Origin of the sequence: Achromobacter pulmonis (assembly GCF_021733725.1) — a bacterium.
Classification (GTDB): Bacteria; Pseudomonadota; Gammaproteobacteria; order Burkholderiales; family Burkholderiaceae_B; genus Achromobacter; species Achromobacter pulmonis.
In genome coordinates this window covers 2,348,896-2,361,321 of sequence record NZ_JAIFOT010000001.1, presented here as the reverse complement: position 1 = coordinate 2,361,321, position 12,426 = coordinate 2,348,896, and the positions used below count along the sequence as shown (strand labels likewise).

Annotated in this window: 10 protein-coding genes; 6 read left to right on the top strand and 4 right to left on the bottom strand. The window is 70.4% G+C overall.

The annotated features are described in order from the left end of the window. The first annotated feature begins 12 nt into the window (after nt 1-12). The 5 genes from K2W61_RS10890 to lpdA are packed head-to-tail and all read left to right on the top strand — an operon-like array spanning nt 13 to nt 6,164. Complete coding sequence (locus tag K2W61_RS10890) at nt 13-801, top strand: SDR family NAD(P)-dependent oxidoreductase (protein ID WP_175141241.1); 789 nt, start codon at nt 13-15, stop codon at nt 799-801. 43 nt (nt 802-844) lie between these two features. Beyond that, entirely contained in the window at nt 845-3,028 is a 2,184-nt protein-coding gene (locus tag K2W61_RS10885) for an alpha-ketoacid dehydrogenase subunit alpha/beta (RefSeq protein ID WP_236755588.1), read from the top strand. After that, complete coding sequence (locus tag K2W61_RS10880; protein ID WP_175133009.1) at nt 3,025-3,516, top strand: VOC family protein; 492 nt, start codon at nt 3,025-3,027, stop codon at nt 3,514-3,516. The genes K2W61_RS10885 and K2W61_RS10880 overlap by 4 nt, the downstream gene beginning before the upstream one ends. A 12-nt stretch (nt 3,517-3,528) precedes the next feature. Beyond that, entirely contained in the window at nt 3,529-4,758 is a 1,230-nt protein-coding gene (locus tag K2W61_RS10875; RefSeq protein WP_236755587.1) for a pyruvate dehydrogenase complex dihydrolipoamide acetyltransferase, read from the top strand. A gap of 8 nt (nt 4,759-4,766) precedes the next feature. After that, the gene (lpdA, locus tag K2W61_RS10870) at nt 4,767-6,164 is read left to right on the top strand and encodes a dihydrolipoyl dehydrogenase (RefSeq protein ID WP_236755585.1); all 1,398 of its coding nucleotides are present in this window, start codon (nt 4,767-4,769) and stop codon (nt 6,162-6,164) included. Between the two features lie 63 nt (nt 6,165-6,227). Here lpdA and K2W61_RS10865 read toward each other — a convergent pair whose 3' ends face one another. The 3 genes from K2W61_RS10865 to K2W61_RS10855 all read right to left on the bottom strand — a co-directional run bounded on the left by K2W61_RS10865 (nt 6,228) and on the right by K2W61_RS10855 (nt 10,143). Continuing rightward, on the bottom strand, nt 6,228-7,109 hold the full coding sequence (locus K2W61_RS10865; protein ID WP_236755584.1) for a LysR family transcriptional regulator: 882 nt from the start codon (nt 7,107-7,109) through the stop codon (nt 6,228-6,230). Between the two features lie 213 nt (nt 7,110-7,322). Next, nucleotides 7,323-9,188 carry a dihydroxy-acid dehydratase gene (ilvD, locus tag K2W61_RS10860; RefSeq protein WP_175135882.1) on the bottom strand — a complete coding sequence of 622 codons (1,866 nt, stop codon included), beginning with the start codon at nt 9,186-9,188 and terminating at the stop codon, nt 7,323-7,325. A 112-nt stretch (nt 9,189-9,300) separates the two neighbouring features. Then, nucleotides 9,301-10,143: an AraC family transcriptional regulator gene (locus tag K2W61_RS10855; RefSeq protein WP_175135883.1), complete on the bottom strand. Its 843-nt coding sequence runs from the start codon at nt 10,141-10,143 to the stop codon at nt 9,301-9,303. A gap of 332 nt (nt 10,144-10,475) precedes the next feature. Here K2W61_RS10855 and K2W61_RS10850 point away from each other — a divergent pair, with 332 nt between their 5' ends. Further along, nucleotides 10,476-11,513 carry a 2-isopropylmalate synthase gene (locus K2W61_RS10850; protein ID WP_175135884.1) on the top strand — a complete coding sequence of 346 codons (1,038 nt, stop codon included), beginning with the start codon at nt 10,476-10,478 and terminating at the stop codon, nt 11,511-11,513. Here the strand turns inward: K2W61_RS10850 and K2W61_RS10845 are convergent. Next, nucleotides 11,461-12,351 carry a LysR family transcriptional regulator gene (locus tag K2W61_RS10845; protein ID WP_175135885.1) on the bottom strand — a complete coding sequence of 297 codons (891 nt, stop codon included), beginning with the start codon at nt 12,349-12,351 and terminating at the stop codon, nt 11,461-11,463. The genes K2W61_RS10850 and K2W61_RS10845 overlap by 53 nt on opposite strands. Between the last annotated feature and the right edge of the window lie 75 nt (nt 12,352-12,426).

Here is a 12,426-nt window from a genome sequence, read left to right as displayed (position 1 = left end):
AGAGGCAAGCACTTGGACAATACTCCCGAAGTACGCCACGCCGAGCTGCGCGGCAAGAACGTGGTGATCACCGGCGGCGCCAAAGGCATCGGCTACGCCACCGCCGAGGCGTTCGCGCGCCAGGGCGCGCGGGTGGCGCTGCTGGACATGGACCCGGCGGCGCTGGACACCGCCGTGGCCGGGCTGCAGGCGGCCGGCGGGCAGGCCCTGGCCGCGCAGGCTTCGGTCACCGACGCCGACGCGGTCGAGCGCGCCTTCGTCCAGGTCGAGCAGGCCTGGGGCGGCATCGACGTGCTGGTCAACAACGCCGGCATCTCGGCCAACAAACCGTCGCTGGAGGTCACGCCCGACGAATGGCGCCGCGCCGTCGACATCAACCTGACCGGCGTGTTCCTGTGCGCCCAGGCCGCCGGCCGCCGCATGGTGCCCAAGGGCGAGGGCTGCATCATCAACCTGGCCTCCATGTACGGCGTGGTGGCCGCGCCCGACCGCGCCGCCTACTGCGCCACCAAGGGCGCGGTGGTGCTGCTGACCGAGACCCTGGCGGTGGAATGGGGCCCGGCGGGCGTGCGCGTCAACGCGCTGGCCCCCGGCTATGTCGAGACCGACCTGGTGCGCGACCTGGCCGCGCGCGGCCGCCTCGACCCCGAACGCCTCAAGCAGCGCACACCGCTGCGGCGCCTGGCGCAGCCGGGCGAGATGGCCGACCTGGCGGTGTTCCTGGCATCGCGCCAGGCCGCCTACATCACCGGACACACCCTGGTGGCCGACGGCGGCTGGAGCCGCTACAGCTACCTCTGACCTCTGCCGCATCGACGCTTACCCACATTCTGGAGATTCATTCATGGCCACCTACCAACCGCTTGGCTCCCAGGCGCCCTGGCGGCAACTGACCGTCGAGGCCTCGGACTGGCAACAGGCCGACCCCACGCTGCTGGCCACCATGCTGACGCAGCTGCACTGGATCCGCGCCTTCGAGGAGGCGGTGCTGGACCTGGCCGCCGCGGGCCTGGTGCACGGCCCCGCCCACTCGTCGGTGGGCCAGGAAGGCGGCGCCGTCGGCTCGGTGCTGGCGCTGGGCGCCGGCGACCAGATCAACGGCTCGCACCGCGGCCACCACCAGTTCCTAGCCAAGGCGCTGCAACACGTCGCGCCGCGGGGCCTGGACCCGCGCGACCCGCTCACGCCCGCCATCGACGAAGTGCTGCACAAGACCCTGGCCGAGATCATGGGCCTGGCGCAAGGCTATTGCCGCGGCCGTGGCGGCAGCATGCACCTGCGCTGGCTGGAAGCCGGCGCCCTCGGCACCAACGCCATCGTCGGCGGCGGCGTGCCGCTGGCCGCCGGCGCGGCCTGGGCCCACCGCCACGCTGGCACCGACCGCGTGGCCGTGACCTATTTCGGCGACGGCGCCGTCAACATCGGCTCGGTGCTCGAAACGATGAACCTGACCGCCGCGTGGAAGACGCCGCTGTGCTTCTTCATCGAGAACAACCGCTACGCCGTGTCCACCACGGTCGAGGAATCGACCGCCGAGCCGCGCCTGTCGGCCCGCGGCCAGGCCTTCAACATCCCGGCCTGGCGGGTCGACGGCATGGACCCGCTGGCCGTGCACCTGGCCATGTCGGAAGCCGTGGCCCATATGCGCGCCGGTAACGGCCCCACCATCATCGAAGTGGACGTCTACCGCTTCTTCCATCAAAACGGTCCCTTCCCCGGCAGCGCCTTCGGCTACCGCAGCAAGGAAGAGGAAGCGCAATGGCGCCGCCGCGATCCGCTGGACAAGATTGCCGCCGAGATGATCGGCCGCCAGCTGATCACCCAGGCCGAGGTCGATGCCCTGCGCCAGCGCTGCAAGGACGTGATGACGGACGTCGCCGGCCGCCTGACCGAGACCACCGACGGCGGCAAGCGCCGCGTGCGCGCCGATCTGTGGCCGCGCCCCGACTTCCGCGACGTGGGCCTGCGCAGCGACGGCTCGGAACTGGCCGGCCTGCGCTACCAGGACGCCGCCGACCATGCCGGCGCCCGCGCCGAGCGCAAGTTCGTGGACGCGGTGGCCGACGTGCTCGACCGCCGCATGGAAACCGACCCCGGCGTCGTGGTGCTGGGCGAGGACGTGCACCGCCTGAAGGGCGGCACCAACGGCGCCACCCGCGGCCTGAAAGACAAGTACCCCGACCGCGTGCTGGGCACGCCGATCTCCGAGAACGCCTTCGCCGGCCTGGGCGGCGGCCTGGCCATGGACGGCCGCTACAAACCGGTGGTGGAATTCATGTACCCCGACTTCATGTGGGTCGCGGCCGACCAGATCTTCAACCAGATCGGCAAGGCCCGCCACATGTTCGGCGGCGACATCGACGTGCCGTTCGTGCTGCGCACCAAGGTCGCGATGGGCACGGGCTACGGCTCGCAGCATTCGATGGACCCGGCCGGCGTGTTCGCCACCGCGCCCGGCTGGCGCATCGTCGCGCCGTCCACGCCCTACGAGTACATCGGCCTGATGAACACCGCGCTGGCCTCCAAGGACCCGGTGCTGGTGATCGAGCACGTCGACCTGTACGCTTCGTCGGGCGAAGTGCCCGCCGACGACCTCGACTATGCCATCCCGTTCGGCAAGGCGCGCGTGCGCCGCGAAGGTTCCAAGGTCACGGTGCTGACCTACCTGTCGATGGTCGGCCGCGCCCTGAAGGCGGCGGAAGAGACCGGCGTCGACGCCGAAGTCATCGACCTGCGCACGCTGGACCGCGCCAACCTCGACTGGGACACCATCGGCGCCAGCATCCAGAAGACCAACAACGTGCTGATCGTCGAACAGGGCGCGCGCGGCACCTCGTACGGCGCCATGCTGGCCGACGAGATCCAGCGCCGCTACTTCGACTGGCTCGATCAACCGGTCAAGCGCGTCACCGGCGGCGAGGCCTCGCCCAGCATCTCCAAGGTGCTGGAACGCGCCGCCTTCGCCGATACCGAAGAAGTCATCGCCGGCCTGCACGACGTGCTGGCCGACCTGGGAGAACGCGCATGAGCGCCGCCCTGCACATGAGCGTGCCGATGGAAGTCGGCATTTGCTGCGCCGACCTGGACGCCCAACTGGCGTTCTACACCGAGGTGGTCGGCCTGACCCTGGTCAACCGCGTCAGCGTACCGGCCGACAAGGCCCGCGCCACCGGCCTGACGCAGCACGGCTACGACGTGGCGCGGCTGCAGACCTCATACGGCGAGCGCATCAAGCTGCTGCAGCCGGCCGTGGCGCCGCAAGCCGCGGCGCGCGGCGCCGCCATCCTCGACCGCCAGGGCAACACCTACCTGACCTTCATCGTGCATGACCTGGCCGGCACCGTCGAAAGCCTGCGGGCGCGCGGCGTGGCCTTCGACAGCGAACCGGCGCCGATGGAAGTGCGGCCCGGCACCTGGCTGGCCTTCTTCCGCGACCCCGAAGGCAATGTGCTGGAACTGGTCGAATACGACGACCCGGCGGCCTACCGGCCCGACCTGGCCGCGCGCGCAGAATAGGACGAACGACACGTGGCACACCTTATCAAGCTCCCCTCCGTCGCGGCCGATGCCGACACCGGCACGCTGCACCAGTGGCTCAAGCAGGAAGGCGACACCGTCGCCGTGGGCGATGCGCTGGCCGAAATCGAAACCGAGAAAGCGATCGTCGAGATCAACGCCGAGCACGCCGGCGTACTCGGCCGCATCGTGGTACAGGCCGGCCCGGCATCGGTGCCGATCAACACCGTGATCGGCGTGCTGCTGGCGCCGGGCGAAGACGCCGCGGCGATCGACCAGGCGCTGGCGGAAAGCGGCGCGCAGGCGGCCAAGCCGGCCGCCGCCACGCCCGCCGCTTCCGCCGCTTCGGCCACGCCCGCCGCGCCTGACGCCGCCGCCGAGGCGCCCGCTCCCGGCGCCCGCCGCTTCGCCAGCCCGCTGGCGCGCCGCCTGGCCGCGCAATGGCATGTGAACCTGCTCGACGTGCAAGGCACCGGCCCGCGCGGCCGCATCGTGCGCCGCGATGTCGAAGCCGCGCGCGACCGCGCCCCCGCCCCCGCCGCGCCGCAAGCCCACCGCGCCGCCAGCCGCCGCGTGCCGCATTCCGGCATGCGCCGCGCCATCGCCCGCCGCCTGACCGAAAGCAAGCAGCAGGTGCCGCACTTCACCCTGACGGTGGATTGCCGCATGGACGCGCTGCTGGCCCTGCGCGCGCAGGCCAACCAGGGCGGCGCGGTCAAGCTGTCGGTCAATGACTTCATCGTGCGCGCCGCCGCCCTGGCGTTGCGCGAGGTGCCCGAGGTCAACGCCAGTTGGCACGACGACGCCATCGAATTGCACGCCGGCGCCGACATCAGCGTGGCCGTGGCCACCGACGGCGGCCTGGTCACGCCGATCGTGCGCGACGCCGACGTCAAGCCGCTGTCCGCCGTCGCCGCCGAAATCGTCGAGTTGGCCAGCCGCGCCAAGGTCAATCGCCTCAAGCCCGAGGAATTCACCGGCGGCTCGCTGACGGTCAGCAACCTGGGCATGTACGGCATCAAGCAGTTCGCCGCCATCATCAACCCGCCGCAGGCCGCCATCCTGGCGGTGGGCGCGGCCGAGCGCCGCCCGGTGGTGGACGACAACGGCGACCTGAAGGCCGCCACCGTCATGACCGTGACGCTGTCGGCCGACCACCGCGTGGTGGACGGCGCCGTCGGCGCACGCTGGCTGGCCGCCTTGCGCGCGCTGATCGAAAACCCCGTGCGCATCCTGCTGTGAGTCCCGCCATGACCAAGACTTCGTTTGACCTGGTGGTGGTGGGCGGCGGCCCTGGCGGCTACGTGGCCGCGATCCGCGCGGCGCAGCTGGGCCTGTCCACCGCGCTGGTCGAGCGCGCCGAGCTGGGCGGCATCTGCCTGAACTGGGGCTGCATCCCGACCAAGGCGCTGCTGCACAGCGCCACCGTGCTGCGCGCCTGCCGCGAGGCCGAGCAGTACGGCGTGACCGGCGCGGGCGCGGCCCAGCCGGACCTGGCCGCGATGGTGGCGCGCTCGCGCAAGGTCGCCGGCCGCCTGGGCCAGGGCGTGGCGCACCTGATGAAAAAGAACGGCGTGACAGTATTGGCCGCCAGCGCCAGGCTGGCCGGCGGCGGCCGCGTCGCGCTCGACAACGGCGCCACGCTGTCGGCGCGCCACATCATCCTGGCCACCGGCGCGCGCGCCCGTGACCTGCCGGCGCTGCCGTTGGGCGAGCGCATCTGGGCCTACCGCCAGGCGCTGACGCCGCCAGCGCTGCCCAAGTCGCTGCTGGTGGTGGGCGCGGGCGCCATCGGCGCCGAGTTCGCCAGCTTCTACCGCGCGGTCGGGGCGGAGGTGACGCTGATCGACATGACCGCCGACATCCTGCCGCAGGAAGACGCCGAGATCTCCGCGCTGGCGCGCAAGGCCTTCGAGAAGCAAGGCATCCGCGTGCTGACGCAATGCGCGGTCAAGTCGTCCAGCCTGACGGCCACGGGCGTGAAGGCCGTGCTGGAGCAACAGGGCAAATCGTTCGAACTGGAAGCCGAGCGCGTCATCGTCGCCGCCGGCATCGTCGGCAATGTCGAGAACCTGGGCCTGGAGCAGACCCGCGTGAAAGTGGAGAAAACCCACATCGTCACCGACGGCCTGGGCCGCACCGCCGAGCCCGGCGTCTACGCCATCGGCGACGTGGCCGGCGCGCCGTGGCTGGCGCACAAGGCCAGCCACGAGGCGGTGCTGTGCGTCGAAGCCATCGCCGGCCTGCCGGCGCATCCGCTCGACCCGCTGCGCATTCCCGCCTGCACCTACTCGCACCCGCAGGTCGCCAGCATCGGCATGACCGAGGCGCGCGCCCGCGACCACGCCAAGGCCACGGGCGGCGAGATCCGCGTGGGCAAGTTCACCTTCGCCGGCAACGGCAAGGCCATTGCCATGGGCGAGGACCAGGGCCTGGTCAAGACCGTGTTCGACGCGAAGACCGGCGAGTTGCTGGGCGCGCACATCATCCACCCGGAGGCATCCGAACTGATCGCCGGCTACGGCGTGGCGGCGGCGCTGGAGGCCACCGAGGAAGACCTGATGCACACTGTGTTCGCGCATCCGACGCTGTCGGAAACGCTGCACGAATCGGTGCTGGCCGCCTTCGGCCGCGCGCTGCACGGCTAAGGCAAGCGGCAACGCGCAAGGCGTCTGGCGCGGACCGTCAACAGCCGCGCCAGACGCCCGTTTTTACAACCGGCTGGCGAAGAAATCTAGGAAGCACGCAATACGCCGCGACAGCTGCGTATTGCGGTAGTACACCGCGTGCATCGGCTGCAGATAGTCGGTGTGCAGGTCTTCCATGATGCGCACCAGCCGCCCTGCGCGCAGGTCGTCGCGCGACACGAAATCCGACAGGCAGGCGATGCCCACGCCGCGCAGCGCCAGGTGCCGCTGGGTCTCGCCGCTGGAGGTGGCCAGCGTGGGCGTGGCCAGATAGGTCGAGCCGCCGGCGTGGCGCAGCGGCCAGACGTTCAGGCTTTCGGGCTGGGTGAAGCCCAGCAGTTCGTGGCTGGCAAGATCCTCGACGGTCCGCGGCACGCCGCGCCGCGCCAGGTAGTCCGGGCTGGCCATCAGCCAGCGCGGACGCGGCCGCATGGGCCGCGCATGCAGCGTGGAATCGTTCAGCGGCCCCATGCGCAGGGCCACGTCGGTGCGGTGCTCGATCAGGTCGACGATGCGGTCGTTGCTGGTCAGCTCCAGCGAAATCGCCGGATACTCGCGGCGGAAATCGGCCACATGCGGCACCACGCAATGCAGCATCACCGGCACCGAGGCATCCACGCGCAGACGGCCGGCCGGCTGCTGGTGCACGATGCGCATGCACTCCTCGGCCTCTTCCAGCGACTGCACGATCTGGCGCGCCTTCTGCAGGAAGTGCGCGCCCTCGGCGGTCAGCTCCATGCGCCGCGTGGTGCGGTTCAGCAGGGTCACGCCCAGGTCTTCCTCCAGGCGCGACAGGCCGCGGCTGACGCCGGACGCGGTCTGGCCCAGCATCTCGGCGGCCGCGCTCATCGAGCCGGCGTCGACCACGCCCAGGAACAGCCGCAGGGCCTCGGAATTGAGCGCCATTCATGACTCCTGATCACAAGTATCAGGATTTTATAGCGCGAGGCCGCGACAATCGCGGCATCGCCCGCAGGGAACCCCGGCGATATGCGTCAAAAAAAGGCAAACACGCCGGTTTGCGGCACGCGCCGGACGACCGGAACACGATCGCCCCGGACAAAAGAAAAGCGGCGCACCAGGCGCCGCTTTGTCATCGAACCCGCGGCAGGCGGGGAATCAACGCTTCTGCTTGAGCTGCGACAGGTCGCGCACCGCGCCGCGGTCGGCCGAGGTGGCCAGCGCCGCGTAGGCCTGCAGGGCCTGCGACACCACGCGCTCGCGGCCCACCGGCAGCCAGCCGCCATCCTCGCGCGCGTTCATCGCGGCGCGGCGGCGGGCCAGTTCCTCGTCGGACACGGCCAGATGCATCTTGCGGTTGGGGATGTCGATCTCGATGGTGTCGCCCTCTTGCACCAGACCGATGGTGCCGCCTTCGGCCGCTTCGGGCGAGGCGTGGCCGATCACCAGGCCCGACGAACCGCCCGAGAAACGGCCGTCGGTGAACAACGCGCAGGTCTTGCCCAGGCCCTTGGACTTCAGGTAGGACGTGGGGTACAGCATTTCCTGCATGCCGGGGCCGCCCTTGGGGCCTTCGTAGCGGATCACCACCACGTCGCCCGCCACCACCTTGTCGCCGAGGATGCCTTCGACGGCGTCGTCCTGGCTTTCGAACACGCGCGCGCGGCCGGTGAAGACCCACTGCGATTCATCCACGCCCGCGGTCTTGACGATGCAGCCCTTCTCGGCCAGGTTGCCGTACAGCACGGCCAGGCCGCCGTCCTTGGAGTAGGCGTTTTCCTTGCTGCGGATGCAGCCGGTCTTGCGGTCGGTGTCCAGCGTCAGGAAGGTGGCGTCCTGGCTGAAAGCCACGGTGGTGGGAATGCCGCCGGGCGCCGCGCGGTAGAACTTCTGCGCCGCTTCGCCGGCGCCGCCAGCCACGTCCCATTGCGCGATGGCGTTGCCCAGCGTGCCGCTGTGCACGTTGCCGCAGGACACGTCGAGCAGATCGGCGCGCGCCAGCTCGCCCAGGATGCCGAGGATGCCGCCGGCGCGGTGCACGTCTTCGATGTGGTACTTGTCAGTGGCCGGCGCGGCCTTGCACAGGCACGGCACCTTGCGCGAAATGCGGTCGATGTCGGCCATGGTGAAGTCGACGCCGGCTTCCTGCGCCGCGGCCAGCAGGTGCAGCACGGTGTTGGTGGAGCCGCCCATGGCCACGTCCAGCGCCATGGCGTTCTGGAACGCGCTCTTGGTGGCGATGCTGCGCGGCAGCACCGAGGCGTCTTCCTCGACGTAGTAGCGGCGGCACAGGTCCACCACCAGGCGGCCGGCCTGCTCGAACAGGCCCTTGCGCCAGGCGTGCGTGGCGACGATGGTGCCGTTGCCCGGCAGCGCCAGGCCGATGGCCTCGGTCAGGCAGTTCATCGAGTTGGCGGTGAACATGCCGGAACAGGAGCCGCACGTGGGGCAGGCGCTGCGCTCGACTTCGGCCACGTCGGCGTCCGACACGTTGGGGTCGGCGGCCTTGATCATGGCGTCGATCAGGTCGATCTTGGCGATCACCTTGCCGTCGGTCGGCGACTTGACCTTGCCGGCTTCCATCGGGCCGCCGGACACGAACACCACGGGAATATTCAGGCGCATCGCGGCCATCAGCATCCCCGGGGTGATCTTGTCACAGTTCGAGATGCAGACCATGGCGTCGGCGCAGTGCGCATTGACCATGTATTCGACCGAATCGGCGATCAGTTCGCGCGAAGGCAGCGAATACAGCATGCCGCCGTGGCCCATGGCGATGCCGTCATCGACCGCGATGGTGTTGAATTCCTTGGCGACGCCGCCGGCGGCCTCGATTTCCTTGGCGACCAGCGCGCCCAGGTCGCGCAGGTGCACGTGGCCCGGCACGAACTGCGTGAACGAGTTGACCACCGCGATGATCGGCTTGCCGAAGTCTCCGTCCTTCATGCCGGTGGCGCGCCACAGGGCGCGGGCGCCGGCCATGTTGCGGCCGTGGGTCGAGGTGCGGGAACGGTAGTGCGGCATGATCTTGTCTCAGGCTATTAGCGTGGGCGGCAAAACGGTAAATAATACGCTGGTTCCGGCCCACAGCGGCCGCGGGCCGCGCCGAGGCCGCCCCAAGACCGCCGCGCGGCCATCAGGCGGACGCCGCGCCGCGCGCCGCGAACGCGCTGGGCGGCTCGCCCAAGGCCTTGCGAAACATGGCCGCGAACGCGCTCGGGCTGTCGTAACCCAGGTCCAGCGCCACGTCCAGCACCCGCTCGCCGCGCGCCAGCCGCTCCATCGCCGCCAGCAGCCGCGCCTGCTGGCGCCAGCGGCCGAAAGTCATGCCGGTGTGGCGCAGGAACAGGCGGTGCACCGTTTTCGGATCCACCCCCAATTCCCGCGCCCAGTCGGCCGCGCCCGCCTGGCGCTCGGGGTGGCGCACGATGGCGCGGCAGATGCGCGCCAGGCGCGGCTCGGACGGCTGCGGCAGGTGCAGCGGCAGCACCGGTTCCTGTTTCAATTCGTCCAGCAACAGCATCATCAGGCGGCCGTCGCGGGTGCCGGGCTTCCAGTCCAGCGGCACCTCGGCCGCCGCCACCATCAGCTCGCGCAGCAGCGGCGAGATCGACAGCACGCAGCACTCGGCGGGCAGGTGCGCGGCCGCGCCGGGCTCGACGAACACGGTGCGCATGCGCGGCTCGCCGCTCATGCGGATGGCGTGCGAGACCCAGGCCGGCACCCACACGCCGCGCGTGGGCGGCACCACCCAGATGCCGGCGTCGGTATCCACCACCATCACGCCCGAGATCGCATACACCAGCTGCGAGCGGCGGTGCCGGTGGCGGCGCACGCGATGCCCGTCTTCGTAGTCCACCGCCAGCGCCGCCACCGGGCGCAGCGAGGATTCGTACGGAAACAGGTCCAGATCGACGGGCGTGCGCGGTCCGGACGGGCGTGGCGGGGGTTTGGATTTGTCCATTTCTCGACGATTCATGTCCAACTGGCGGTAGACGGTCTTTTCCAGTGTACCTATGCTGGCCGTACTTCCCCTTCGTTTTCCAGTTACCGGCCCCCGATCATGCGTCTTCGTTCCCACTGCCCCGCCGTCTGCGCCGCTGCGCACGGCCGGCGCGCGCGCGTGGCCGCGACATCGGACGCCGTGCCCTCGACGCTACGACTAGCGCGCGGTTGCCGGGCCTTGCGCCCCGTGGCCGCCCGGCAGCCCCGGGCCCTCTGACGGGCCCGTCCGCCACCTCCCTTGCCCGCCCCGCCGCCGCAGACCGGCGGCCCCAGACACGCCGCGCCCGCGCGCGGCCGGAGGTTTCCATGCTCGACCATCCCCAACACAAGTACCGCCCCGTCCAGCCCTTCTCGCGCGACTATGCCGAGCGCCAATGGCCGACCCGTCGCCCGAGCGCGCCGCCGGTCTGGATGAGCACCGACCTGCGCGACGGCAACCAGGCGCTGATCGACCCCATGGACGCGGCGCGCAAGCTGCGTCTGTTCGAGCAACTGGTGGCCGTGGGCCTGAAGGAGATCGAAGTCGCCTTCCCGTCCGCGTCGGACACCGATTTCAATTTCGTGCGCAAGCTGATCGAGGAACGCCGCATCCCCGCCGATGTCACCATCGAGGTCCTGACCCAGTCGCGGCCCGACCTGATCGAACGCACCTTCGAAGCGCTGCGCGGCGCGCCGCGCGCCATCGTGCATCTGTACAACCCGATAGCGCCGCAATGGCGCCGCATCGTCTTCGGCATGAGCCGCGCCGAGATCAAGGAAATCGCGCTGGCCGGCACGCGCCAGATCCGCGCGCTGGCCGACGCGCATCCGGAAACGGAATGGACCTATGAGTATTCGCCCGAGACCTTCAGCCTGGCCGAACTGGATTTCGCGCTGGAGGTATGCGATGCCGTCAGCGCCATCTGGCGGCCGACCCCGGCGCGCAAGATGATCGTCAACCTGCCGTCGACGGTGGAATGCACCAGCGCCAACGTGTACGCCGACCAGATTGAATGGATGCACCGCCACCTGGCGCGGCGCGACAGCATCGTGCTGAGCGTGCATCCGCACAACGACCGCGGCACCGCCGTGGCCTCGGCCGAATTGGCGCTGCTGGCCGGCGCCGAGCGCGTCGAAGGCTGCCTGTTCGGCAACGGCGAGCGCACCGGCAACGTCGACCTGGTGACGCTGGCCTTGAACCTGGACCGCCAGGGCATTGCCAGCGGCCTGAACTTCACCGACATGGCGGCCGTGCGCGACTGCGTCGAGGCCTGCAACCAGTTGCCGGTGGACGTGTTCCACCCCTATGCGTTCACGTGCGCAACGCCAGCAGCGCTTCCTGCAGGTGCCGCAGCCCGCGGCTGAGCGGCTTATCGCGGCGCACCACCACGGCCAGCGTGCGCGCCAGGCGCGGCGTCAGCGCACGCACCGCCAGGCTGGCGCGCTGGCCAGCGCCGCTGACTGCCAGCCGCGGCAGCACCGCGCAGGCCAGGCCAGCGGCCACGATTTCCTTCATGGCCTCGGTACTGCCCAGTTCCATCACCGGCTTGGCCGCCACCCCCGCCTGCTCGAACCAATCGTCCACCAGGCGGCGGGTGCGCGCGCCCGGCTCGAACAGCACCAGCGGCAGCGCCGCCAGCGCCTGCGGCGTCACCGCGTCGGGAATCCCCAAGGGGCCGCGCGCCGGGAAGATGGCCACGAACTCGTCTTCCAGTACCGGCGTGGCCTCGATCATGCGGCCGGGCGCGGGCAGCGTCACCAGGCCGATGTCCAGCGTGTTGTTTTCCAGGCCGCGCAGCATGTCGGCGGTATTGCCGGTGCTGGCCACCACGTCCAGCGCCGGAAAACGCCGCCGCAGGCCGGCCAGCAGCGGCGGCAGCAGATAGGTGCAGGCGGTGGCGCCGGTACCCAGGCGCACGCGCCCGGTCACTTGCGAGGCGTGCGCCGTCATGGCCTGCTCGGCCTGCGCCAGCGCGGCGTCGATGGCGCGGATGTGGGTCAGCAGTTCGAGGCCGGCGGCGGTGGGCCCGGCGCGCCGGCCGACCCGCTCGACCAGCTTCAGGCCGAAGCGGCGCTCGAGCTGGCGCACCTGCAGGCTGACCGCGGGTTGGGTGATGCCGCCCTGTTCGGCGGCGGCGGAAAAACTGCCCAGTTCGATCACCCGCGCAAAGGTGCGCAGGGCGTCCAGATTGAGTCCCCGCATGCCCTCACGCCTCCGCCTGATCCAAAGTTTTGCTTATGAAAATCATAATAGACCAAAGCTATGTTTATGCATGAC